Source organism: Paenibacillus sp. WLX2291, assembly GCF_046603665.1.
Lineage (GTDB): Bacteria > Bacillota > Bacilli > Paenibacillales > Paenibacillaceae > Saccharibacillus.
The window spans coordinates 4,728,803-4,754,825 of sequence record NZ_CP176755.1; the positions used below are offsets into that span (position 1 = coordinate 4,728,803).

Genomic DNA, 26,023 nt, shown 5'->3' on the forward strand with positions numbered 1-26,023 from the left:
GATTAACCCTCCAGTTCAAATCGGTAATTTTCAACGACCGTATTGGCAAGCAGCTTCTCGCACATTACTTTCAGGCGCTGTTCCGCTTCTTCGCGGTTGTCGGTGTCCAGCTCGATCTCCATAAATTTGCCGATCCGTACGCTTTCCACTTCATTAAAGCCGAGTGTATGCAGAGCGCCCTGTACGGTTGCTCCCTGCGGGTCGAGTACGCTTTCTTTGATGGTCACGTGGACTGTCGCTTTGATCATGGGTGGTGTTCCTCCTTAGTGGTGGGTGGGGCTGGAATTTTACTTGGTTTTGTTTGGGTGGATCAGGGTGGTGGGGCGGACTGTTGGATTGGGTGAGAGTGTCCGCTCCCGGAAGGGATAAGGGAACGGAACTCCGGTGGAGCCGCGCGAATCTACGGATGAGATCGTTACTTGTAGATTCACGCCCCTCCAAAGTCGTCCTTTTCCCTTATTCCCTTCCCTGCGCTCCGTGCTTCTGAATTATATTGAACGGGCGCATACGTCCTGATCCTATCGGCAAACGGTACTGGTGTAAACATTCATGTTTTGAAGGTGTAGCAGTTGTAAAAGATAAAGAGAAATTACTTTAAAACAATTTTAGAGATTGGTTTGTTAAAAAATTGATTGTTATGCGTGTTGCTGGAATTGTATGGAGTGATTCATTTGAGTTTGCTTGTTCACTTCTTTATTTCTTTACTTTTTGCGCTATTCTCCACTTGTGTGCTGGCTCGTTCTGTTCCTATTCGTAAATGAACGGGCTACGAAAGTTTGGAGCCGGTTAGTTTTTCATAGATGGTGAGGTAGCGGGTGGATGTGGTTTGGACGACTTCGGCTGGTAAGGGGGCTGGGGGGCTGTTTTTGTCCCAGTCGGTGCTTGCCAGGTAGGTGCGTACCGGTTCTTTGTCCATGCTGTCGATTTCGATGTCGAGTGCATAGTTTTCTTTTGCCCAGAAGCGCGAGGAATCTGGGGTGAAGATTTCGTCGATCAGGATCAGTTGTCCGTCGATCAAGCCGAATTCGAATTTGCAGTCGGCGAGGATGATGCCGTGCTGTTGGCATTGCTTACGCGCGTATTCGTACAGCTGGATACTTTTGTCGCGTAGCTGTTCTGCCAGTTCTTCACCGACCTGTTCTTGCATTTGGGCAAAAGAAATGTCTTCGTCGTGACCGACATCGTTTTTGGCAGCTGGGGTAAACAGCGGCTCTGGGAATTGATCATTTTTGCGCAGACCTGGTGGCAGCGGGATGCCGTTGACTTCACCTGTTTGCTGATACTGACGCCAGCCGCCGCCCGTGATGTAGCCGCGAACGACGCATTCGATATCAATCCGCTCCGCTTTGCGTGTGACCATGATCCGGTTGCGCAGAGCGTCGGGATCGCGCACGATGTCACCAAGAATATCGACATCGATATGCACGACATGGTTGTCGAGCAGTTGCTTCGTTTCGCCGAACCAGTAGGCGCTAAGACGATTGAGTACTTCGCCCTTGTGCGGAACTGGCGGTTCCAGTACGTAGTCAAATGCAGATATGCGGTCGGTAACGACGATGAGCAGATGCTCGCCCAGATCATACAGCTCACGTACTTTGCCTTTGTAGATCAGCGGCGCGTCGATCAGTTCCGCTGCCGTAGATAATGCCTGTGCTGTCATGTCATCTTCCCTTTCCCCTGTGTAGTGGTCGCTCAGTCCAAGCCCAGCTTTTTGAAAATAGTATCAACGTGCTTCAGATGCCAAGATGGATTAAACGCGTCTTCGATCTCGTCCGCACTCAGCAGCTCGGTAATCGCTGGCGTTTCCACAATGATGTCTTTGAAGGAGCGTTGTTCTTCCCATGCCTGCATCGCGCGTGGCTGTACCGTATCGTACGCTTGCTCACGGCTCAGTCCTTTGTCGATCAGCTTGGTCATCACACGACCGGAGAATGGTACACCATACGTACGTTGAATGTTGCGCTGCATGTTTTCCGGGAACACGGTCAGGTTTTTGACGATATTGCCAAACCGATTCAGCATGTAGTTCAGCAGCATCGTTGCATCCGGCAAGATGATACGCTCAACGGACGAGTGCGAGATGTCGCGTTCATGCCACAGGGTGACATTTTCATAAGCCGATACCATATGACCGCGAATGACGCGTGACAGACCGGAGATATTTTCCGAACCGATTGGATTGCGTTTGTGCGGCATTGCAGAGGAGCCTTTTTGACCTTTGGCAAAGGCTTCTTCTACCTCGCGGAATTCACTCTTTTGCAGAGCGCGCACTTCGGTAGCAAATTTGTCCAGCGATGTGGCAACCAGTGCCAGTGTCGCCATATATTCGGCGTGACGGTCACGCTGCAATGTCTGCGTGGAGATCGGTGCCGGTTTGGTGCCCAGCTTGCGGCATACAAACTCTTCAACTGCTGGATCGATATTGGCATACGTACCAACCGCACCGGACATTTTGCCGTATTGTACATTGTCTGCTGCATGGCGGAAACGCTCCAGATTGCGCTTCATTTCCTCATGCCACAGCGCCATTTTCAGACCGAATGTCGTCGGCTCGGCGTGTACACCATGCGTGCGTCCCATCATCGGCGTGTTTTTGTACGCCAGCGCTTTGTCCTTCAAAATTTCAATAAAATTGATAATATCGCGTTCCAGAATTTCATTTGCCTGGCGCAACAGGTAGCCGAGTGCGGTATCAACCACGTCGGTCGAGGTCAGTCCGTAATGCACCCATTTGCGTTCCTCGCCTAGACTTTCGGATACGGCGCGAGTGAAGGCGATCACATCATGACGCGTCTCCTGCTCGATTTCGTAGATGCGATCCATATCAAAAGTAGCATTGGCACGCAGCTTGGCTACATCCTCATGTGGAATGACACCGAGATCTGCCCATGCTTCGCAGGCACAAATCTCCACTTCCAGCCACGCTTTGAATTTGTTCTCTTCACTCCAAATATTGCGCATTTCCGGTCTGCTGTAACGTTCAATCATGGTTTTATTTATTCCTCCATATGTTGGTTTGCTCTATCCAGTTCAGAGCGTCTTCCCTATTATGACACAGCACATTGATATGTCCCATCTTGCGTTTGTGCTTGGCTTCTTCTTTCCCATATAAATGGTACTTCGGGATCACGTTCAGCTGTTCTGCATTCTCATCGGCTGCCAGCATACGTTCTACGACGTCCGGCACATGCTCGCCGAGAATGTTCACCATCACGACTGGTGTATGCAGTTCCGTGCTGCCTAGCGGTAATCCGCAGATTGCGCGCACATGCTGTTCAAACTGCGACGTCGCGCATGCTTCCATCGTATAATGCCCGGAATTGTGCGGGCGCGGCGCTAGCTCATTCACGTACAGCTCACCGTTCTTCGTGCAAAATAGCTCCACCGCCAGCAGTCCGACTGCATCTAGCGATTGTGCAATATTCACCGCCATCTGACGCGCCTTCTCTTGTACCTCGTCCGGCACTCGCGCTGGTACGATGGACAGGTGCAGGATGTTGTCCACATGGATATTTTCCGCTACTGGGAAGGTCTGCACTTCGCCGTTGGAGCTGCGTGCTGCAATGACCGACAACTCGCAGTGAAAGTCGATGAATTGCTCCACCACCAGCTCCGTGCCTGCCTGACTCAATTCGGCAAAAGCGGTCACTGCCTGCTGCTCGCTGCGAATGACGAACTGCCCTTTGCCATCGTATCCGCCCATCGCCGTCTTCATCACGCACGGTGTGCCGAAGCGACGTACCGCTTCCAGTGTTTCGTCAGCACTATTCACCTGCGCATACGGTGCTACTGTCGCTCCAGCAGCTTCAATCGCCCGCTTTTCACGTAAACGATGTTGCGTCGTATACAGCAGCTTGCTGCCCTGCGGCACATACGACTGCTCTTCCAGCAGCACCGCTACGCCAGCATCAACATTTTCAAATTCGTACGTAATCACGTCCGCCACTGCCGCTAACCGACTCGCTGCTTCGGTGTCGTCATAATGCGCGACAATCTGCTTGCTCACTTGCCCGCATGGCGCATTGTCCGCCGGATCAAGTGTCACAAAGCGATAACCAAGCGGTGCGCCCTGCAATACCATCATGCGTCCCAGTTGACCTCCACCGAGAATGCCGATCATCGATCCCGGTGGAATCAAACGTCCGTCCCGTGTGCCTGCTTCTGTACTCATAAGCTGTCCTCGCCCAGCGTGGCGCTCGATTCCAGCACTTCCTGCTTGATGCGCTCACGTCGCTCATTGACCCGCTCCAACACTCCGCGGTCAAATGCACCGAGAATCTGCGCTGCCAGTAGTCCGGCATTGGTCGCGCCCGCTTTGCCAATCGCTACCGTTGCTACCGGAATGCCACCCGGCATCTGTACAATCGACAGCAGCGAATCTAGCCCGTTCAGCGCTGCCGATTTCACTGGCACGCCGATTACGGGAAGCAGCGTCTTGGAGGCGATCATGCCCGGTAAATGCGCCGCACCGCCCGCTCCAGCGATAATGACCTTGATGCCGCGATCTTGTGCTTCTTCAGCAAACCGGAACATCAGATCCGGCGTACGATGCGCGGATACAACCTGCTTTTCATAAGAAATATGCAGTTCATCCAACACCTGACAAGCATGCTGCATCGTTTCCCAATCTGACTTGCTCCCCATTACAACAGCGATCTGTACCGTCATCATATAACCTACTTTCTGTAAAAGAATGAATCTTGCAGGGTATGACTCTATTCAGCATATCATCCGCCTGTTTGCGCAATGTTAGCCTGCCCAAAGTAATTGCGAGACATACACAAACGCTTTTAGGCAATAAAAAATCCGCAAACCCAGGCGAAAATCAATTGATTTTCAGGATTTCCGGACTACAGAGCGCATGACAGATGACCAGCCGTACGTCTGCATCCCACCGTCTTCGTCACATAACAAAGCGGCAAGGGCGCAGCAGCACAAGCAATCCACAGCAATAGCCAAACATTCGGCTTCCCATGGTCATCCTTCGCTCTCGTAGTCCGAAAATTTAAGGTCTTCGGGTAGATACTTCCGGGCCATATCCCCGGCGTTATACGAGCACAATCACAATTCACGTTATTCATAAGCTTCATTACACAGTGTACCAATCCGCTACACGGTATGTCAACTTAAAAGGCGAACGTTACATTCTTCACATTTTTCATTGTTCGTATTTTGGACAGTTTGTATCCAAGATAGATGCCCACCAACGATTAAAAACACAAAAAAGACGCATAGTTACGCCTTTTGCCTGTATAGCAGACAAAAAGCAACCATGCGTCGTATAGAATGATACATTTTCACTGTATATGGAGATATGGAGGATACCTTGCGGCTTTGCATTGAATCGTACAATATTTCATCTAGCGCTATTGGGCTTTGAACACCGACCCGTTCGCCGGATGCGCTACTTGCATAAATACATTTTTCAGATGAACAAACCTATTTGATCTGCCCAGAGGCGACGCCTTGCTTTTCTTCGACAGGTGCCATGCCGTAGCCCGTATTCAGCATATCCGTAATGCTGCGAATCGAAGTCAGATTGGCAACCGTCAGATCCTGATCGCGAATCTGAATGTCGAGCTTATTCTCCAGCCCAACGATCAGATCAATCGTAGTAATGGAATCCAGTCCTGCTTTGTTCAGATCATCTTCGCGTCCTACTTCTAACTTGCCTTCGAAGATTTCGTTCAAGATGTCTACAACCGTCTGCTCCGCATCATGCTTCAATACAGATTGTTGCACCGGCGTAGCGCTCTGGCTTTGCCCTTTCTGCACAGCTACACCAGTCTGCTCATCAAACGAAGGCCAAAGCGAACGATCGCGACCATGACGATCCAGAAACGCTTCTTTCCAGCGATCCGTGCCAAAGGCAACACAACCGGAGTACAGCTGCTCTCCCTGCTCATCCGCAATGTCATACTTGCCGCACAGTACATCTTCGCAATAGTTAAACGAAGCAATCGAGCTTTCCTGTCCGGTTGTACGCACCGCAGCCAGCTCGTACTTGGCGTTACTGACCATCTGATACGTCCCCTTCGTCTTCACATCCTGACTGAAAAAGAACGGGTCAGTCGCGGTTTCGATTTTGCCATGCAGACCGATTCGGTCGAATAATGCCCACACATCGTGCATGATGTTGTCGCGCGTCTCTGCTACCCACTGCTGATCGCCGACAAAGACAATCTCGCGCATCGTAAACTCAGTACGACGAAACGCATCTTTACGCCAAGAGATCTCATTGCGGAAACAGCGCCCTTTGGCGGTCAATACTCGACGTTGACTGCTACGGCTGCCCTGATGCTCCTCATAACAGTGATAACAAATGCACGGCTGCAAAATCTCGCCCGTTGGCACCAGCGATTGATGATGCGAATGACTGAGCGCTTGTTGGCGGAATTCGTTGATATGTTTATAGTTATGCGGCACGGTTGCCGTACCAATAATATTTTGCGGGAAATTGATATGATACTGATTGCGCACCATATTGCTTTTGCCAAAGGTAGACGGATATTCACGTAGCTCCGCTCCATGACGACGCGCGATGTCGATAAAGGCACGATCCAGTTGCTCTAGCAGCACAATATCCGTTTCGTCCAGATAAGGAGCAGCAGGCAGTGACGGAACCGGTTCGGCGTGATGCTCTACGGTATCGTCATTCAGATTATTGCGAACGACAGTCTTGCCAATTACGCGCGTCTGCGCCAAGCTGGCACACAGCTCATTATAATGCAGCTCCAGCTCTTGCCGCTTTGACGAGTCTTCGTGATCCAGTATTACCCGAATGATGCTGGACTGTATATCATAATCTACTGCGGTGATTTCTTCCGCCAGATAGGGCACCCGTTCCATCAACAAATCAATTTTGCCGATCATCTTGTCCGATACATGCAGCAGTATTTCCATCAGGACTGCTCCTCTCCGATTCTCCATGGTTGTCTTTTGTCTCATGCTCTTATTGTATGATTAAACCGTTCACGCAAACGGAATAACATCTGTATTCATTTTAGAACCAAATATTGGATAATAAAATGAAGCCCATTCCACTGCTGCGACAGGGTTCATAGGATGTTTTCGAATATTTATTTTTCTTCTCCAAGATGTCATCGTACAGCATGTCATGTTATTTTATCGGCAAGTGAGGGCAAAATAAATAGTACATAGGTGTGACGAATATGCAAAAAAGCCAGTATTCTTCCTAGGAAAAATACCAGCTTTTACAGCGCCGCCATATTCAGGATAAACCGTCAGCAATCCCCACGGGAGCAGGCGGAACTTATTTGACAATCAGCACCGGAATACGCGCGTTCTGCACGACGTTGTGGCTGACACTACCGAGTACAAATTCACGAATACTGCCCAGACCACGACTACCAATGATGATCACATCAGAATTGTGATTTTCGGCGAATTCCAATACGCTCTGTGCCGCCGAACCTTGAATCATCTCCACATCGAACTTGTTCGTGATGCCAGATTCCTCCAGACGGCGCTTCGCTTCTTTTGCCGTTTGCATCGCCATCTCGTACAATTCCTCATTGGATGTCGTTGGCACTGGTACGATCCCCTCGCCCATAAAATAGCGTGGGAAATCAAACACATGAATAGCGTCGATATGTGCCTCAGGATTGGCGCGCGCCAGCTCCACCGCGCGACTCAGCGCTTTGTTGGATGCCTTCGAACCATCATAAGCAAGCAGAATATTGGAAAATAACATGTGTGTTCCCCTCTCTCTCGGCTATTGCCGTTATCGTTCCTGCCACTCTGCCCCGCAACGAAGCAATATACTTTATGTAGTGGGACATCTGGTGACTACGTTTCTTCCTACTGTTATATTACCCGAAACGCTTTCAGGATGAAACGAATCCACCATTTTCTAGTGTTCATCTGCGTGATTCCAACATTATGCTCTGCTTAACTTTCTATTCATTTTTTCTTCATACAGCGGTTGTATAATAAGCCCTACATTTACAACGGAGCCTGATCGGCTGGACGCTTTGTCGTCCCCAGATGATTCCGCTACAGGGAGGATTGCCATGAACCGCAACCAGCTTCATCACTTTCTGCTTGAACACAACACGCGCCCTGCGCTTGATTGGAACGAGCTGCTTCTCCGGTATGAGCCGGAGCATACAACGATCAAGGGACAACAGGTGTATTGGTTTGATTGGAATCTGGATACGATGAATACGCCGATTCAGGACAGCATCGTAATTGCCCAGCATATACCAGGTTCTTTTATGCCGCTTCATATGCATCATTATATTAAGCTTATCTATGTATACCGTGGGCAATGCCGGATTGCGCTGCAACACCATAGCGATCTGGTATTGAACGAAGGCGATCTACTGCTGATTGACAAGCAGACACCGCATGCTATCCGGGACATCTCCGATGAGGATATTGTGATGGACATCAAGCTGAAGCAGGATTATTTGTCCTCCGGCTTTTTGAACCGGTTTGCTAACAAAAATACAACTTCGCAGTTTCTTATTCATTCGCTAATCGACAATCGCCGTGCCAATAGCTATCTGCATTTCCCGTTTCATCCAGAGTCCAATATTCGCGAGACGATGGAGCGTATTCTGTGCGAATACTTTGAGCGTGACTTCTGTTCTGCCGATCTGATCGACTCGTATTGTTTTGCACTATTTACGGAGTTGCTACGCTATAGCGGCACCGGGCGTCAGCGCAGTATGCAATTGCAGCCAAAGGATGCGCTAGTGTTGGATTTTCTCCATTATATTGAGCAGCATCATCGCGAATGCAGTCTGGTCGAGATGGCGGAGCATTTCGGGTATCATCCGAATTACATTTCTGCCTTTTTGAAAAAGGAAACCGGGCGTTCATTTATGGATCTGTTGCAGATTGAACGATTGAACAAAGCCGCACTGTATCTGACGCATTCGGATATGCCGATTCCTTCCATTGCCGAGGAAGTTGGATATTCCAGCGCTTCCTTTTTCCATAAAAAGTTCAAGGAGATGTTCACGTCTACACCAAGTCATTATCGTGAGCAGGCACGCATGTAAACCGATCATTAATACTGTTGGATGATATAGATGTAGATATACAATGGCATAGATATTTTCGACAAATGTAGGAAATACAAGCTTGATACACAGCCCAAAGAGCCGATTCGATGTCATCTCATCATGACGCCGAATCGGCTCTTTGGGTACGTACAACAACGATTTACATCAACCAGCGATACCATACATAGCCGTATACTAGTATATTCAGCACCAGCAGTGCAGGAATACCCAATCGAAAGGATGTATGCTTGGTTTTATGACGGCGGGTGTACATGGCGAACCATGCCCCTGCCGCGCCGCCGATTGCAGCGAGTGTAAACAATGTCTTTTCGGGAATACGTTCACGGGTACGGCGGCGGGCGGCACGGCTTTTGTCTACAGCCATGACGCTGTACGCAATCACATTGATTACGAGCAGCCAGCCCCAGAAGATTGGCTCTATCATCAGTATAGCTCCTTACCTGTTCAGCATGTTCGTCGTTCCACTTGGGCAACGTTGCCGTTTCTTGTATAGTATCGCTTCACCATGCCGCTGGGAAACAATCGCACAGCGACACCATCTAGCGATACATACAACAACTGCAATAGACTGCGATACACCAAGCGGACTATGAACAGTATACCCGCTCTGCGAAAACAGAACAAACGCCGAATGACGACCAGACCGGAACGATTCGTTACTCCGCTCGGAACGAGAACAATGTACTCTGGAAGTCGCCGTATTGCTCCTGAATGACAATCCCGTGATGCATCAGCTCATCGCCATAGTACAGCTCCTCAGCTACCCCGTTAATGCTCATCCGGTAGCGAATCTCAGGCTCCAAGCCAGTCAGCTTCAGACGACGCAAGGGCGGATTCGGCACACTCAACACTTGGAAGTAACCAGCAAACGCCTCACTGCGATCCGCCGATACGAACATCCACGCCGTATGGTTGCCGTCAAACGGACTGAGCAATCGGTAAAAGTCACCAAACTGAATCAGCTCACGCAGCTGCTTGTACTGTGATACCTGCTCACGCACTTCCTGCTTCTCTTCGTCGGTCAGCTTAGTCAAATCCAGCTCATAGCCAAAGTTTCCCGACATCGCAACATGCCCGCGCGTGGCAAACGATGTAATCCGTCCCACCTGATGATTCGGCACTGCTGATACGTGCGAACCCATCGCACTTGCAGGATAGACGACACTGGTGCCGTACTGGATTTTCAAACGCTCTACTGCATCGGTATCGTCACTTGTCCACGTTTGCGGCATATAATACAGCATCCCCGGATCAAAGCGACCGCCACCGCCGGAGCAACTTTCAAACAATACATGCGGGAAAGCAGACGTGATGCGTTCCAGTACATCGTACAATCCGAGCATGTAGCGATGCGCCGTCTCACGCTGACGTTCTGCTGGCAACAACGCCGAACCGATCTCCGACATATTGCGGTTCATATCCCATTTTACATACGTAATCGGTGCTGAGGACAATACGCTGCTAATCGAATCCACGATATAATCGCACACATCGCGGCGCGACAAATCGAGGATGAGCTGTTCGCGTCCCATCGTGCGGCTGCGATCCGGCACATGCAGACACCAGTCTGGATGTGCGCGATACAGATCGCTGTCCGGCGATACCATTTCCGGCTCAAACCACAATCCAAATTGCATACCTGTATCTACAATATCCTGTGCTAGCTGACCTAAACCTTCCGGCAACTTGCGACGATCCTCTACCCAGTCCCCCAGCGAGGAACGATCATTATCCCGATGCCCGAACCAACCATCATCCAGTACGAACAGCTCGATGCCAAGCTCCTTGCCTGCTGCCGCAATCTGCTTGATCTTCGGCGCATCAAATGCAAAGTACGTCGCTTCCCAGTTGTTGATCAGAATCGGACGCACCTTGTCCCGATGTTCACCGCGGCTGAGGCGTGTACGATACAGTCTGTGATACGTGCGCGACATGCCGCCCAGTCCGGCGTCCGAATGCACCAGCACCGCTTCCGGCGTCTGGAACGTATTGCCCGGCTCCAATTGCCAATCAAAATCAAACGGTGACATCCCGATCTGCATCCGTGTTGTGCCAAACTGCTCCACTTCCGCCTGTGCGATAAAATTGCCGCTGTACACAAGACTCATGCCGTACACATTGCCATGCTGCTCGTTCGCTCCATTTTCCAGCAGTGCAATAAATGGATTATGCTGATGACTGCTCGACCCGCGCTTGCTCTCCACCCGCTGCAAGCCTGGTGCCAGCTTACGGTAATGCATATGCCGCTCACGCACCCATGCACCCGACAGATGCAGCAATTCAAAGTCCGCATTGCCAAAGTCCACACTGCTGCTCAGCGCTCGCTCTATCGATACCGTCTGCTTGCCGTTATTCACGATGCGCGCCGAACGTGTGATGGCATTGAATTCATGGAAAACGGTATACGACAACACCGCTTCCAGCCCAGTCAGCTCGTCCTTGAGTGTTAATTCCAGCGTATCCGCTTCGCTATCCTGCTCGACATACGTCGCAGGCAGTCCATCCAATCGCGGTTTGCCAGCATAAATCTTATGCCCAGCATAATGCAAATCACTTAACGTTGAACCATTGTCCAACGCAATCTCAAAGGCAGGTTCCCGATAATCCCCGCGTCCATACCCCGGAAACTCCTGCGGCAAGGTGTCAAATGAAAACGTACGATCTTCGCTATGATAATTGGGGCTGAATGAGCAGCGCTCAATCCGGTGCAACAGACTGCCGATAGAAGGCTGACGCAGACGCGGACCCCAGTACAGATGAGCCGGATGCAGATTATGAATCAGTTGAATGACATAACTTGTTGTGTTTGTTTGTAGATGAAAGGTTTGCTGTTGTTCGTTATACAAAATAGGCATAAGTGGTTCCTCCTGCATGCTATAAAATCAGACTATAACGCTTACATTTCAATTGTAATAGATATTTCAGCAAAAAAAATGGCATGATCCATTCATTTCATGTATCCTTGCGTTCATTTGTATCGGTATAATGGATAAATATCCATTACCGGAACCCATCTAAGGAGGAAACAGAATGGCCCTCAGCGTGCTCGACGAACTTCAGTTGCAATACCGGCAGCTGTCCGCCAAGGAGAAGGAAATTGCCGATTACGTCATGCGCAACAAGCACTCGATCCAGAATATCAATATCCGCGACCTGTCAGCGCTCACCCACGCGTCGATGTCGACGATCACCCGCTTTTGCCGCAAGATCGGCTTTGCCAACTTTGTCGATTTCAAAATCAACCTCAATCGCGAGGCAGCACAGCCACGCGACGAGATGAACGTCTTTGCCCAGACGCAGCACATTTATAACGAAATCATCAACGCCACTGCTGAAATGATTCAGCCGGAACTCGTACAGCAAGTCGTCGACCGGATCAAACAGGCACGCCGCGTATACGTTTACGGCGTCGGCAGCTCCAGCCTGTCGGCACTGGAATTTAAATACCGACTGATGCGCATGAATATTACGATTGATGCGATTAGCGATTCGCATATGATGCGCATGAACGCCGCATTGATGGATGAACAGGATGTAGTGATCGGGCTGTCCAACTCCGGTCATACCGATGAAGTAACCTTTGGGCTGCGAACCGCTCGGCAGCAAGGTGCGTATACGATCGGTATTACCAACTTCGACCATACCCCGTTTACCGAGACGATTGATCTGTGTTTGTTCACACCGGGATTGCAGCGGGTAGGCGATGTGCAGTTTGTGAACAGCCAGCTGGCGATTATTTATGTACTGGATATGATCTCTATGCTGCTGTTGGAAGACGAAACGATGCAAAACGCTCGGCAGCAGACGCTGGATGCGCTGTACCGGATGGAGAAGGAATAAACTGCAATGTCACAAGTAGTACGCTGACACAAATACGAAGCAAAAAGAGCTAACTCCCGGCAAAGGGGTCAGCTCTTTTTTTGCTATTCGCATCACATATTTCAAATCACACATTCAGATACTTATCTCACATGACGCACTTGTCTATCTATTGCACAAGGTAGCATAATACTTGCCTACTACTCCCTTACCACCGATGCTGACTGAATACGATTCATCTGATCAATAAACCGCTCCGTGATCTGCTGCGGACGTGTAATCGCGCCGCCGACCACCACCGTATACACACCCAGCTCCAGACAGCGTGCCGCCATCTCCGGTGTCAGAATATTCCCCTCTGCCACAAACGGCGTTTTAATCTGCCGTAGCATCTCTTTTAAAATGGCAAAATCATGCTCGTACACCTTCTGCCCCTGCGTATGCTCCGTATATCCGACCAATGTCGCCGAGATCAGATCAAATCCCAACTGCTCAGCAGCCAATCCTTCCTCTACCGTCGATACATCCGCCATCAGCAGCAACTGCGGATACTGAAGCCGAATCTGGCGCACCAGTTCATCTAGCTTCATCCCATCCGGGCGTGGACGCTGCGTCGCATCCAGAGCGACGATCTCGCAGCCGGTCGCTGCCAGCTCGCCAATTTCCTTCATCGTTGGCGTAATAAATACCGGATGATCGCCATAATTCCGTTTTACAATGCCGATCACCGGCAAATCCACCTGCTGGCGAATCTCGATAATATCTTCCGCTGAATTGGCGCGGATGCCAGCGGCGCCTCCCTGCTTGGCAGCAAGCGCCATTCTTCCCATAATAAATGAACTGTGCAATGGTTCGTCCGGAAGCGCCTGACAAGATACGATCAGTCTGTGTTGTAAGCCCAGGGAATCCAGCTCCATACGTCAATCACTCACTTTCCATATATTCTTCGATTTCGTTTTTGATGACACTCACCTGCGGGCCGTAAATGACCTGCACGCCGTTGCCGTTAATCAGCACGCCCTTCGCACCAGTTGCCGGGAACGCTTCTTTGTTCACCTGCCCCGGATCGTATACCGATACCCGCAGACGGGTCGCACAACAATCGAGGTCTTTGATGTTAGTGACACCGCCAAGCGCATTAAGGATCGTGACCGAGCGCATTGCTGGTGCAGCCGCTCCTGATGATGCAGCAACACCAGGTTGCGTTTCATTGCCATCGCTTGCGGCTGCTCCGTCTGCCAGTACTGCATTGTCATCTTCGCGCCCCGGCGTTTTGAAGTTGAATTTTACGATCAGGAAACGGAAGGTGAAATAGTACAGGCAGAACCAGACGGCGCCAATGATCGGCACATAGATCCAATTCGTTTTGGCTTCCCCCTGCAAAATACCAAACAGGATAAAGTCGATCAGTCCGCCAGAGAACGTCTGTCCAATCGTAATCTGGAACATATGCGCCAGCATAAACGCCAGACCGTCAAACGCCGCATGAATAACATACAGCACTGGTGCTACGAACAGGAATGAGAATTCCAGCGGCTCGGTAATTCCTGTGAGGAAGGAAGTCAGCGCCGCCGAGAGCATCAGACCACCGACTACCTTTTTCCGTTCGGGACGTGCGGTGTGATAGATTGCCAGCGCCGCACCGAGCAGACCGAACATCATCGTAATAAAACGACCAGACATAAAACGCGATGTACCGATAAAAAACTTTTGCGTAGTTGGATCGCCAAGCTGAGCGAAGAAAATATTTTGTGTTCCTTCATATATCTTACCAGATACTTCCAACGTTCCGCCAAGCCCTGTTTGCCAGAATGGCAGATAAAAAATATGATGCAATCCCAGCGGCCCCAGCATACGTAGGAAAAATCCGTAAAATAGCGTGCCCACATACCCGGTTGCATCGACGATACCGCCCAGCTTCGTAATGCCGAGCTGAATCGTCGGCCAGATCAGAAACAGCAATAAACCGACGAAGATCGCTGCAAACGACGAGATGATGGGAATGAAGCGCGATCCGCCGAAAAAGCCGAGAAACTGCGGCAGCTCAATTTTGTTATACCGGTTGTGCAGCGCCGCTGTCACCAGACCGATAATGATGCCGCCAAGTACACCCGTTTGCAGCGATTGGATACCGAGAATCATGCCTTGTCCGGCTGCTGCCGCATTGTCCTCTGCTAATTTGCCCGCATTGATCAGCATCGCATTGATCGAAGCGTTCATCACGAGATACGCAAGTGCTGCTGCCAGACCGGCAGTACCTTTATCCGACCGTGCCAGACCGACCGCTACCCCGATTGCAAAGATCAACGCCAGATTGTCAAACGCGATACTGCCCGCACTACTCATCACTTTGAAAATTTGCTGTAGCCATTCAATCTGTAACAACGGATAGGTGCTAACCGTGTTCGGATTGGATAATGCTCCACCGATCCCCAGCAGCAAACCAGCTGCTGGCAATACAGCAATCGGTAACATGAACGACTTGCCAAACCGCTGTGCCTTTTCGAAAAACGTTTTCATCTGTGCCCACCACCTGAAAATATTTTCTTGTAAATATATATTAAGAAAACCATTTTCGTCAATGGATATGTTATGTATTCGTATGTTCTTTTTTTAAAATTCAATTTCAGGTTTTGCTCCCTTGTTCGTTTCATTGTGCAACTGCTCACCAATCAGGCGCCAATCTCTGTTGCCTTGCCGATCCCAGTGCTATGATAATCGTAATCTGACATCACGGGAGGAACTGATCATGCTTACCGCCGCTTTTATCGGCTTTGGCAATAGTGTTGTGAACTATCATCTACCTTATCTGGCGCATAGCCAGCATGTAAACGTGAAGCGCATATTTCGCCGCGAGGAAGACCGGATCGGCGATACCGAGCGTGAATTGGACTACCCAGAATTGCAATTTACAACTCATCTGAATGATGTGCTGCACGATCCCGATATTCAGCTGATCGTCGTCTGCACGTATATGGACAGCCATGTGGAGTATGCACGATTGGCGCTAGAGCACGGCAAGCATGTACTCGTGGAAAAGCCCTTCGCAGCTACACCTCAGGAAGCACAGCAGATCTTCGATCTCGCCAAGCAGCGTGGCTTGATAGCGATGGCGAATCAGAATCGACGGTTTGACGGCGATTTTCTCACTCTGAAACAAGTACTGGAGAGCGGCAAACTCGGACAATTGGTAGAGCTGCAATCGCATTATCATTATTTTATGCCAGATCGCATTCAGCCCGGTTTCATGATGCTGCACGGATTGGCTGTGCATACGATCGACCAGTTGTATTCCTTGTTCGGACAGCCAGAGCATATTCATTACGATGTGCGCAGCGCTCGTTTTCCCGGCGAATCGGACGATTATATCGATATCGATTTTCATTACGGCAATTTCAAGGCAACTGTCAAATGCAGCTTGACTGCCCGGCTGGATTATCCCAAATTTATCGTGCATGGCGACCGCGGTAGCTTTATCAAATATAGCAGCGGGCACCAATCCCAGAGCAGCAAGCAGCCGGGACGTACAGTGGTGCAATTGGAGCAAGAACCAGAGCATAACTGGGGCAAGCTAGCGTGGATCGACGAGCAGGGACAGCCGCAAGAGCAGCTCGTTCCATCCGAAATCACCGACTATAGTTTGCTATATGAACAGCTGTACCGCGCCATTGTACACGGTGAAGCCAAGCCGGTTCAGGATGAAGAAGTGATCGCGGTGCTGCGCATATTGGAACAAGGCGTTGAGGCAGCCAAGCAGCATGTTCCTGCACGATAAGCGTTATAATTTGTAAACAGCTGATTCCCTTTTCGTTTCTACCAAGTGACAACAGGCATTTACCATCATTGCATAGCTACCATTTCGACCTATCTGTTCATCCATTGCACATATCGCAGTATCCATTCATCTCAATCATTCATTTTCAAAAGGAGATTATAGTATGACCACGAATCCATCCACTATGAAGATCGGTGTCATCGGCACCGGAAGTATCGTCGAAGCATTTCTGTCTGCATTATCGCAAGTGAATCATGCTACCTGTACCGCTGTATTTTCACGCAAAGAAACGACCGCTCGTCCACTGGCGGACAAATACGAGATTCCGCACATCTATACCAATCTGGATGAGATCGTGTCCAGTTCACAACTAGATTGGGTATACATCGCTTCGCCCAATAGCCTGCATTTTGAATATGCACGTCTGGCGCTGCAACACGGCAAGCACGTCATTTGTGAGAAGCCGTTTACGTCTAATGCACACGAATTGCAGCAACTGATCCAGCTCGCCAAGGAAAAGCATCTGTTCCTGTTCGAAGCGATCACCAATATCCATTTGCCCAATTATCGCTGGATCAAGGATAATGTGCATCGTCTCGGATCTATTCGCATGATCCAGTGCAATTATAGTCAGTATTCACGCAAGTATGATCAGTTGCTCGCTGGCGAGACACCGAATGTGTTCAACCCTCAATTTTCCGGTGGCGCGTTGATGGATATCAACCTGTACAATGTGCATTTTATCCTCAATCTGTTCGGTACGCCGCAGCAGCTTAGCTATACTGCCAACAAGCATGAGAACGGCATTGATACGTCTGGAGCGCTAGTTATGCAATACGACGGTTTTACCGCATCAGCTGTCGGCTGCAAGGATACACGCGGTATGAACTTCGTGCTCATTCAGGGCGAGCAAGGCTATATCCATGTAGAAAATGGCGCCAACGGCTGTCGTAATGTGCATCTGCATATCGGTGATACCAACGAGCAGTACAATGTGCAAACGACCGACAATCCGCTCTATTACGAGCTAGTCGATTTTGTCGATATGTTCCAAAATGATGATTATGAGCAATGCTACCAGCTGCTCGACTATAGCTATACCGTTATGCAAACACTCGATCGTGCACGTCAGGATGCCGGGATTGTATTTGCAGCCGATTCAGCACAAGCAACAGCAAGCAGCAACTAAGTATTCCTATGTATAGCAAAAAAGGATGATCCCGCTCCAGGCGATCATCCTTTTCCTATTCAATCTTACCAAAACACCGGAATCGTCAGCGACATAAGCTTGTATGTAGCATATCCATACAATATTTCTCTGCCATGCCCTGTCCATCCTCATAAAAGTCACAACGTCTCGTCATCGCTCCTGTCGGCTGCTAGTTCCACATCTTCCGGCATCGTCCCCGCATACAACACATCAAACAAATACTGTGCTGACATCATTGAATACATTTTCCCCAATGTCCCTGGGCGCTGGGCATAGGTGTATAGCGTATAATCGCTCAACTCCGCCAGCGGCGAGCCATCCACCGTCAGTGCCACGATGCGGCGACCGTTACTTTTCAGCGTACGGGCAATATCGAGCATGCTGCGATTGCGACCTGTATGGGAAATGATAAACGATAGCGTCGACGGGTCGATATGCGGGCTGGACAAATAATGATGATTGGCATTATTTTGCGCAATCGCTGTTACACCAATCTCATTCCAGCGTGCGCACGCTAGCTCTGCTGTATAATAATTGCTATCACTGCCATAAATATCAATCCGCCGCGCTTCCTTGATCCAGTCCATTACCTTTTGCATGACCGCCGGAATACACATGCGCCGCGTCTCTATGAGTGCCTCATCATACACGCTGGAAATGGTCTGTAAATGCCCTTCCACTCCCATCGTCTGCATCGTTTCTGCTACACCATGCTGACGTTGCTCTGGCGACAACTCCAATGCCAGCTTCAATTGAAAATCAGGATAGCCGTTCAACCCTAGCTTTTTACACAATCGGACAATCGTTGACGCACTCGTCAGCGTCAATCGTGCCAGCTGCTGCGCATTCTGTTCAAACACCGCCTGCGGCTGCTGCAAAATATAGTCCACCACATGCCGCTCCTGCGCGGTTAAATTTTGCGTATATTTCATCGTTTTCCATAACGTCATGATGTTCGCTCCTGCCGGATACAAGCGGAATAGAATCTGTCATTCCTTGCTTTAATCCTCTTCTGTATCTATGACCATCTCTGTACGGATGACCATCGTATGTTCTCTATTGTTACTATAGCAAAAAACAGCACAAAAAAGCAGACAGACACCATTTCCTAGTGCCTGTCTGCTTTCTTCTTAGCTATGAGTGAATGTGTACAGAGAATGTACTTTTCGTTTAGCACGTTCACAGAGCTGTTTTGATAAAACACTTGCAATGGAGTGCTTACGAGTTACTATTTTGCGCTTAACGCTCTATTTATCAGCAATTTTCATATCATTCAACATCTTATCGCTGAAACCGAACAGCCATGTCAGTGTAAAGGCAATCGCCATCGCGACCACATTGCACAAAATGTACAGCGGCAGCTCCGAATTCAGATAGAGCAGCGTACCCGGCAGAACAGTGATCGCCATACCGGTTCCAGCAAGATGGAACAGCGAAGCGAGGAAACCACCACCTGCGCCGCCAATCAACCCCATAATAAACGGCTTCATATAGCGCAGATTCACACCGAAGATCGCTGGCTCGGTAATGCCAAGGAATGCGGAGAACGAGGAAGGCAGTGCCAGCGCTTTCAGCTTCGTATCTTTCGTTTTCAGACCGACAGCGAGACAAGCAGCTGCTTGTGCTGCCATCGCACACGTAATAATCGCATTAAACGGATTCACACCGGTACGTTCCAGCAGTTGAATTTCCAACAGATTGAAAATATGATGCACCCCGGTTACAACGACAATCTGGTGCAATCCACCGATCACAATACCTGCGATACCATACGGCAGATTCAGTACAGCAGTTGTGACATTCAGCACCACTTCTTCAAGCGAGTGGAACACAGGACCAATCGCGAACAGACCGAGCGTAATCATAATGAGCAACGTCAGAAACGGCGTCAAAATCAGATCAAGTGATTCAGGAATACGCTTACGTAGAAAACGTTCCAGCTTCGCGCCGAGCAGACCAACAACGAATGCCGGAATTACCGAACCTTGATACCCAACTACAGGAATGAAGCCAAAGAATCGGAGCGCTTCCGCAGAACCGTCAGCAACCGAATACGCATTGGGCAATGCCGGGTTGACGAGCATCAGACCGAGAATAATACCGAGTACCGGACTGCCGCCGAAGACGCGGAACGCCGACCATGCTACCAATGCAGGCAAGAAAGCAAACGCCGTATCCGTCAGTACCTGCGTGTACAACAGGAAGTTCGGTGAGATATGATCCTTGGTCATCCCGAACAGCGCCAGAATCTCTGGCTGCGTTAACAGTCCACGCAGACCCATAAACAGACCCGTTGCCACCAGCACCGGAATGATCGGTACAAACACATCGCCAAACGTACGAATCGCCCGTTGGAATGCGCCGCCCTGCTGCTTCGCCTGACTTTTCACTTCTTCCTTACTGGAGCCGTCCATCCCCATCTTTTCCATTTCCTCATAAATCTGATTGACCGTACCTGTACCGAAAATAATCTGATACTGTCCAGAATTGAAAAAGGCACCTTTTACTTTATCTATGTTTTCGACCTTCTTCTGGTCGATCTTTTCCTTATCGTTGACCATAATGCGCAAGCGTGTTGCACAATGGGCAAATGACGAGATATTGTCTTTTCCTCCGACTGCTTCCAGTACGTCTTGGGCGATTTCATGATTTTGCGCCATTCTTGTTCATCCTCTCATCTGCATCCCCGCCAGTGACGGGGATGATTTCACAATGTAAAGCATATGGATTTGATAGCAAAATTATTCAGCCGGATACTCCCATTTTTCAGCATACAGCTCCACCTGTCCAGCCTGTACTGAAAATACAATATCCTCACTGTCCGGCTGCGGGAAAATACGACTCGTCAGCACCGCTTCCCCGTCATTCACAAACACCTCAATCGACGATACATCCACGAAGATGTGCAGCTGATGCAGTTGTTGCTCCAGTATGACCGAGCGCGTCGTTCCGTAAGTTTCCGCCAGCGGCTGTCCCGATTCAGTTCGATCCAACGTTAGCGTTCGAGATGCGGCATCATACAGCAGTACCGTTCGTTCATGCTCACTTGCACGCAGCTCCAATCGGAATACCGCTTGCTGCTCCACTGCATCCAAGTAACCAAACGTACATAACAGCTCATACGCTGTACCGGCAAATCCGCCATACTGTCTACTGCCTGCATCTGCCGTCAACACATCGCGCAGATCATATCGCTGTCCTCGTCGCAGCGCTAGTTCAGGCACCGGACGTTGCAGCAATATCCCATCGCTTCGCAATTCCAATTCGCGTGGCAATGTCAGCGCATGCGCCCACCCCTGATCGTCCGTCGGATAATCAATATCCGGCAGACCCATCCAGCCTACTAGCACGCGGCGACCATTCGGTCCTTCTGCTGTCTGCGGTGCATAGAAGTCAAACCCGTGATCCAGCTCACGAAACGCTCCATGTTCAAAATGCAGATCCGGCAGTGCCAGTGGCTTACCGACCATATAGCCAGATTGATAAATATTGCGGTACCGCTCTCCGTCAGGCTCTATCCCCTGCGGACAGAACAGCAATACCGCCTGCCCATTTTGCTCAAAATAATCCGGGCATTCCCACATGTAGCCAAAGGACGGCAATTCCGTTTGCAACTCACCTACCCAGTTCCAGTTACGCAGATCAGGAGAAGAATAAATAACCGCTGTACCTGTAAGCTCCTGACGCTGCGCCCCGATTACACAGTAAAAGGTATTGCCGTCCTTCCACATTTTCGGATCACGATAATGATCTGTATAGCCTTCCGGTACACCGCCGATGACCGGCTGCTCCAGCTTGCTCACCTCATCAGCAGCATTCATCACCGCCAGACATTGATACGGATGTCGCTGCCATTGCTCATCCCGCGTATTCCCCGTATACATCAGATACAGCTTGCCATCATGCTCTAGCCCGCTGCCAGAATACGCACCATGCGAGTCAAACCAATCGCCCGGCTTCAGCCCGATTCCGCAATCTTCCCAATTGACCAGATCGTTCGATTTCAGATGATACCAATACTTCATCCCATGATCGGTTCCCAAGGGAAACCACTGATAAAACAAATGATACTGCCCGTCATAATAAGCAAATCCATTCGGATCATTGAGCAGCCCGATACTAGGCTGAATATGATAGCGCTCTCGCCAGTGACATTGCGATACCAATTCACGCAACTGTTCCAGCTCCTGCGGCTCCACCTGCTCCAGCAGACGGTACTTCTGTTCGTTCGTCATTTTCATAAGCTGCTTCTCCATCATCTACGGAACCGGTTCCATTTTTATTAAAAATAAATGTCCCCTCTTCACTCACCGCTAGTTTGTCTCCATTCTAGCTCAAGCAAATCTAAAAAGGAACCGGTTCCAAATTAGTGTAAATAACAACTGATTCCCTCGCGGAAGTCAGCTATCATTTACTGCAAACCATGTACACAAAATGTTTGCAGAATCTATTCAGTTATTACCTGATGTACATCTACATTGCAATTCGCTATATCAGAAAAGACACCTCGTCTATTCCTCTATCAACGAACATACTACTCTTCTTTATCCAAATCGCATTCCGTGGAACCGATTCCAAAGTTATTATAAATTCTTTGATCAGCATTTGTCAACGCTTTCTCGCTCTAATAATTCATAATCCATAACCGTTACCATCTGTACATGCTGACGATGAACGAGTCGTACAATATCTTGAGCCGCGATTTTACCAGCTTCCTGATACGGATAACGAATTGTTGTTAGCGCCGGGTGCACGACTTCGGTCACATCATAACCACCGAATCCAGTTACCGACAGCTGCTCTGGTACAGCAACCCCATGCTCATATGCCGCCTTCATAACACCAAGTGCAATATTGTCAGTCGCACACACAATAATCGACGCATCCAATCCTTGTTTTAACAATTCCAGTGCATCCTGACGCGCATCCGACATCCGAAAGCTCGTTTCGTAATACTGTACCTGACAACCATCTATCTCTGCCACTGCGCTGGCAAACCCCTGCTTGCGCTTCACGCCAACAGCGATATCCTGCTCCGTTACACCGAGATACGCGATTCGGCGGTGTCCCTGATGAAGCACATACCTGCCCAGCTGATAGCCCGCTTCATAATCGTTATGGATCAAACTATGAATATGCTCATGCTGTTGACCGACGAGCAGCACGGGTATGTTACTCGACTCAATCGCTTCCAGATGTTCATCTGTAATGCGCGCAGCCAACAAAATAATACCAGAAATCTTCTGACGTGCCAGTTCATAGATCGCTTCAATCTCCCGATTCATATCCTGACTTGTATTGGTGATCAGCATTCGGCATCCTTGCTTGCGTAGCTGATCATCAATGCCCATCAGCGTATGCGACGTTGCAAATGAATCCAGACGCGGTACAATCGTACCGATAATGTTCGCCGTTTTGGCTTTCAGACTTTGCGCAAATGTATTAGGCACATAGCCGGTTTCCTTGATGACTTGTTCAATTTTGTTCCGGGTGGCTGCACTGACCGATCCGCCGTTCAAATAACGGGAAACAGTACTTTTGGCCACACCGGCTATCATGGCAATATCTGAAATGGTCTTACTCATCTGTGCCTCCAAATAAGGACGCTCCTGATAGAGCGTCCCGTTTACATGCAATAATCATATAGGGGATGAAGTCGGCAACAATGGGGCTGCGACGACGGTATGATGATTCTGATATTACGGATCGCCCAGCTTCTCGTTGTTGCAAACCGCAGCATGTTTGTACATGTATATATACGACTTCAACCTGCCCAATCCCTGCCATCTTCGCAATACAGGTTCGTATAATTACTTTTTATTTTCCAGTGCCGCTTTGAGCAAATCGCCCAGACTCGAACCAAATTCTTCCTTCTGCTCAAATTGCTTCACCAGCTTCTGCTGCTCTCGTTTGTTCGGCGGACGTTTGCCTCCATCAGCGTTCAACTTTTCGGTGATCCCGCAACCAAGACATTGCACGTATTTGCCCGCTTTGCCATCCTTCATCTCCATCTTTTTATGGCATTGTGGACAACGACGGTTCGATAGCTGCTTTTCGTTGGAACGTCGGTATCCACAATCATCTGCCGGACATACGAGAAACGTACCGCGTTTCCCCTTTTTCTCCAGCATCCGTGTTCCGCAATCTGGACAATGACTATGCGACACATTGTGCGGCTTGTACTCTACTTCACTCGTTTGCACACCTTGAACGAGTGACCCAGCCATCTCACGAATCCCCTGCAAAAATGAACCCGGCTTGCCCTGTCCACGCGCAATCTTCTCCAACTCCTGTTCCCAGCGAGCCGTCAGTTCCGGCGTCCGTAACTCCGGCGATACCAGTTCGATCAATTGCGTGCCTTTACCGGTTGGATGCAGATGATTCCCTTGACGCTCAATCGTATCGGATGAAATGAGCTTTTCGATAATGTCCGCCCGTGTAGCCGGTGTGCCCAGCCCATGCTTTTCCATCCGGGATAGTAGCGCCGCCTCAGTGTAGCGCTTCGGTGGTAACGTACGACCTTGCTGCACGAGTGTACGACGAATCATCAGCCTATCGCCCTGCTTCAATTCCGGCAATGTTTGCGTATTCTGCTGATTCGTATGCTCATTTCCAGATGCAGTTTCATTTGCTTCATCCTCGTCATCTTCTTCCCACTGATCGCCATACACAACTCGCCATCCGCTATCCTTGACCGTTACCCCTCTTGCATGAAATGTCTGCCCAGCCGCTTCGCCAATCATTTGCACCGTGTCATAACGAGCCGACGGGTAAAAGAGGCTAATAAACCGCTTCGCAATCAGATCATACAGCTTGCGTTCGTCTGCCGTCAGACTGTTCAGTAGTAACGTCTGTTCCGTCGGAATAATCGCATGATGATCACTCACCTTGCTATCATCCACAATACGACGCGTAATAGGAAGCTTGCCACGCAGCAGCGGACGCGCCAAGGCTGCATATGGACCAACCGCTACACTGGATAATCGCTCTTGCAGCGTATCCGTCATGTCGGATGATAGATAACGTGAGTCGGTTCGCGGATACGTTACCAGCTTGTGCTGCTCATACAGCTTTTGCAATACATTGGACGTATGCTTGGCGGAAAAGCCCAAGCGACGGTTCGCATCCCGTTGCAGCTCAGTCAGATCATAAGCAAGTGGATGAGGCTCCTGTCGTTCGCTCTTTTTCACTTCTGTGATGCGCAAGTGTTTGCCTTCCAGACTATGCTGCAATTGCTGGACTGTATCCGGTTCAAACATACGCCCGTCTCCATTGCCACCGCGCCACTGCATCTTAAATGTATCCAAATCGAGCTGAAGTGTCTGATAATCCTGTGAACGAAAGTTCCGAATGTCTTGCTCGCGCTGCATAATCATACCAAGAGTAGGCGTTTGCACACGTCCCGCCGACAACTGAGCATCGAATTTGCAGGTCAATGCACGCGTAATATTCAGTCCAATCATCCAATCCGCTTCTGCCCGGCAACGCGCCGATTCATACAAACGATCAAATTCCCGCCCCGGACGCAAACGACTAAATCCATCTATAATCGCTTTATCCGTCTGCGACGATATCCACAACCGTTGAAATGGCTTGTTCCAGCCTGCCATTTGCATAATCCAGCGCGCCAGCAATTCCCCCTCGCGCGCCGCGTCCGTTGCAATGATCAGTTCTCCTACATCCTGTCGTTTCATCAGATGTTGAACCGTTTTATATTGCTGCGCACTTTCACGCAGCACTTTAAGCCGCATCTTATTCGGCAAAATAGGCAGATCTTCCAGATTCCACTTTTGATACTTTGGATCATAATCTTCCGGCTCTGCCAATCCAACCAGATGCCCCAGCGCCCAGGTCACAATATACTGCGGACCTTCTAAATATCCTTTTTGCTTCTGTGTGCTGTTCATTACACGGGCAATCTCTCTGGCAACAGACGGCTTTTCAGCTAGTACAAGCTTTTTCATGTATGTCATGTCTTCCTTTCTTGGATACAGATAACCTTCGATCACTATGGAACAATCGGCAATCGCCATAGAATGACGTGTCACGAATATTGGATGCCCTACATCTACTATCGAATCACGTGCAATCACTATCATCGTCTACTAAATGTAACATAACTACTAACCAAATTGCAGATTACGGACAAGTCACTTTGCCAGTAAC

General features: G+C 49.5%; 20 protein-coding genes and 1 riboswitch. Of the genes, 4 read left to right on the top strand and 16 right to left on the bottom strand.

The window, feature by feature from the left end:
• Positions 1–2: 2 nt before the first annotated feature.
• The 7 genes from purS to ACDE64_RS20290 all read right to left on the bottom strand — a co-directional run bounded on the left by purS (position 3) and on the right by ACDE64_RS20290 (position 7,714).
• Complete coding sequence (gene purS, locus ACDE64_RS20260; protein WP_367064498.1) at positions 3–248, bottom strand: phosphoribosylformylglycinamidine synthase subunit PurS; 246 nt, start codon at positions 246–248, stop codon at positions 3–5.
• A gap of 518 nt (positions 249–766) precedes the next feature.
• A complete protein-coding gene (locus ACDE64_RS20265; protein ID WP_411343881.1) occupies positions 767–1,660 on the bottom strand; it encodes a phosphoribosylaminoimidazolesuccinocarboxamide synthase in 894 nt (297 codons plus the stop codon).
• A gap of 32 nt (positions 1,661–1,692) precedes the next feature.
• Positions 1,693–2,988 (bottom strand): adenylosuccinate lyase, encoded by a 1,296-nt coding sequence (gene purB / locus ACDE64_RS20270; RefSeq protein ID WP_411343882.1) that lies wholly within the window; start codon positions 2,986–2,988, stop codon positions 1,693–1,695.
• 4 nt (positions 2,989–2,992) lie between these two features.
• On the bottom strand, positions 2,993–4,171 hold the full coding sequence (gene purK, locus ACDE64_RS20275) for a 5-(carboxyamino)imidazole ribonucleotide synthase (RefSeq protein WP_411348064.1): 1,179 nt from the start codon (positions 4,169–4,171) through the stop codon (positions 2,993–2,995).
• Positions 4,168–4,668, bottom strand: coding sequence for a 5-(carboxyamino)imidazole ribonucleotide mutase (purE, locus tag ACDE64_RS20280; RefSeq protein WP_411346866.1), 501 nt, complete (start codon positions 4,666–4,668; stop codon positions 4,168–4,170). Before purE ends, purK begins: the two co-directional genes overlap by 4 nt.
• Positions 4,669–4,973: 305 nt before the next feature.
• A riboswitch (purine riboswitch) is annotated at positions 4,974–5,075 on the bottom strand.
• 364 nt (positions 5,076–5,439) lie between these two features.
• Entirely contained in the window at positions 5,440–6,903 is a 1,464-nt protein-coding gene (locus tag ACDE64_RS20285; RefSeq protein ID WP_411348065.1) for a phosphopantetheine-binding protein, read from the bottom strand.
• Positions 6,904–7,273: 370 nt separating this feature from the next.
• Positions 7,274–7,714 (bottom strand): universal stress protein, encoded by a 441-nt coding sequence (locus tag ACDE64_RS20290; protein ID WP_367064505.1) that lies wholly within the window; start codon positions 7,712–7,714, stop codon positions 7,274–7,276.
• A 319-nt stretch (positions 7,715–8,033) separates the two neighbouring features.
• Between ACDE64_RS20290 and ACDE64_RS20295 the strand changes: the two genes are divergently transcribed.
• The gene (locus ACDE64_RS20295) at positions 8,034–9,029 is read left to right on the top strand and encodes an AraC family transcriptional regulator (RefSeq protein WP_411348066.1); all 996 of its coding nucleotides are present in this window, start codon (positions 8,034–8,036) and stop codon (positions 9,027–9,029) included.
• 163 nt (positions 9,030–9,192) lie between these two features.
• Here ACDE64_RS20295 and ACDE64_RS20300 read toward each other — a convergent pair whose 3' ends face one another.
• Together ACDE64_RS20300 and ACDE64_RS20305 are read right to left on the bottom strand one after the other, a co-directional pair.
• Positions 9,193–9,477, bottom strand: a complete 285-nt coding sequence (locus ACDE64_RS20300; protein WP_411343886.1) for a DUF1294 domain-containing protein — start codon at positions 9,475–9,477, stop codon at positions 9,193–9,195.
• Between the two features lie 232 nt (positions 9,478–9,709).
• Entirely contained in the window at positions 9,710–11,908 is a 2,199-nt protein-coding gene (locus ACDE64_RS20305) for an alpha-galactosidase (RefSeq protein ID WP_411348067.1), read from the bottom strand.
• Between the two features lie 175 nt (positions 11,909–12,083).
• Between ACDE64_RS20305 and ACDE64_RS20310 the strand changes: the two genes are divergently transcribed.
• Positions 12,084–12,893, top strand: a complete 810-nt coding sequence (locus ACDE64_RS20310) for a MurR/RpiR family transcriptional regulator (protein ID WP_411343888.1) — start codon at positions 12,084–12,086, stop codon at positions 12,891–12,893.
• A gap of 179 nt (positions 12,894–13,072) precedes the next feature.
• On the opposite strand, the gene ACDE64_RS20315 is transcribed toward ACDE64_RS20310, so the two are convergent.
• Both ACDE64_RS20315 and ACDE64_RS20320 read right to left on the bottom strand, forming a co-directional pair.
• The gene (locus ACDE64_RS20315; RefSeq protein WP_411348068.1) at positions 13,073–13,789 is read right to left on the bottom strand and encodes an N-acetylmannosamine-6-phosphate 2-epimerase; all 717 of its coding nucleotides are present in this window, start codon (positions 13,787–13,789) and stop codon (positions 13,073–13,075) included.
• A gap of 7 nt (positions 13,790–13,796) precedes the next feature.
• Positions 13,797–15,392: a maltose/glucose-specific PTS transporter subunit IIC gene (locus ACDE64_RS20320; protein WP_411348069.1), complete on the bottom strand. Its 1,596-nt coding sequence runs from the start codon at positions 15,390–15,392 to the stop codon at positions 13,797–13,799.
• Positions 15,393–15,621: 229 nt separating this feature from the next.
• Here ACDE64_RS20320 and ACDE64_RS20325 point away from each other — a divergent pair, with 229 nt between their 5' ends.
• Entirely contained in the window at positions 15,622–16,647 is a 1,026-nt protein-coding gene (locus ACDE64_RS20325; RefSeq protein WP_411348070.1) for a Gfo/Idh/MocA family oxidoreductase, read from the top strand.
• Positions 16,648–16,831: 184 nt separating this feature from the next.
• A complete protein-coding gene (locus ACDE64_RS20330) occupies positions 16,832–17,836 on the top strand; it encodes a Gfo/Idh/MocA family protein (RefSeq protein ID WP_411350354.1) in 1,005 nt (334 codons plus the stop codon).
• 158 nt (positions 17,837–17,994) lie between these two features.
• On the opposite strand, the gene ACDE64_RS20335 is transcribed toward ACDE64_RS20330, so the two are convergent.
• The 5 genes from ACDE64_RS20335 to ACDE64_RS20355 form a co-directional block, all read right to left on the bottom strand.
• Positions 17,995–18,807, bottom strand: a complete 813-nt coding sequence (locus tag ACDE64_RS20335; protein WP_411348071.1) for a MurR/RpiR family transcriptional regulator — start codon at positions 18,805–18,807, stop codon at positions 17,995–17,997.
• A 297-nt stretch (positions 18,808–19,104) separates the two neighbouring features.
• Positions 19,105–20,517, bottom strand: coding sequence for a sucrose-specific PTS transporter subunit IIBC (locus ACDE64_RS20340; protein ID WP_411348072.1), 1,413 nt, complete (start codon positions 20,515–20,517; stop codon positions 19,105–19,107).
• 81 nt (positions 20,518–20,598) lie between these two features.
• Complete coding sequence (locus tag ACDE64_RS20345; protein ID WP_411348073.1) at positions 20,599–22,098, bottom strand: glycoside hydrolase family 32 protein; 1,500 nt, start codon at positions 22,096–22,098, stop codon at positions 20,599–20,601.
• A gap of 357 nt (positions 22,099–22,455) precedes the next feature.
• Positions 22,456–23,442, bottom strand: a complete 987-nt coding sequence (locus ACDE64_RS20350) for a LacI family DNA-binding transcriptional regulator (protein WP_411348074.1) — start codon at positions 23,440–23,442, stop codon at positions 22,456–22,458.
• 225 nt (positions 23,443–23,667) lie between these two features.
• On the bottom strand, positions 23,668–25,821 hold the full coding sequence (locus ACDE64_RS20355; protein WP_411348075.1) for a DNA topoisomerase III: 2,154 nt from the start codon (positions 25,819–25,821) through the stop codon (positions 23,668–23,670).
• Positions 25,822–26,023: the final 202 nt, after the last annotated feature.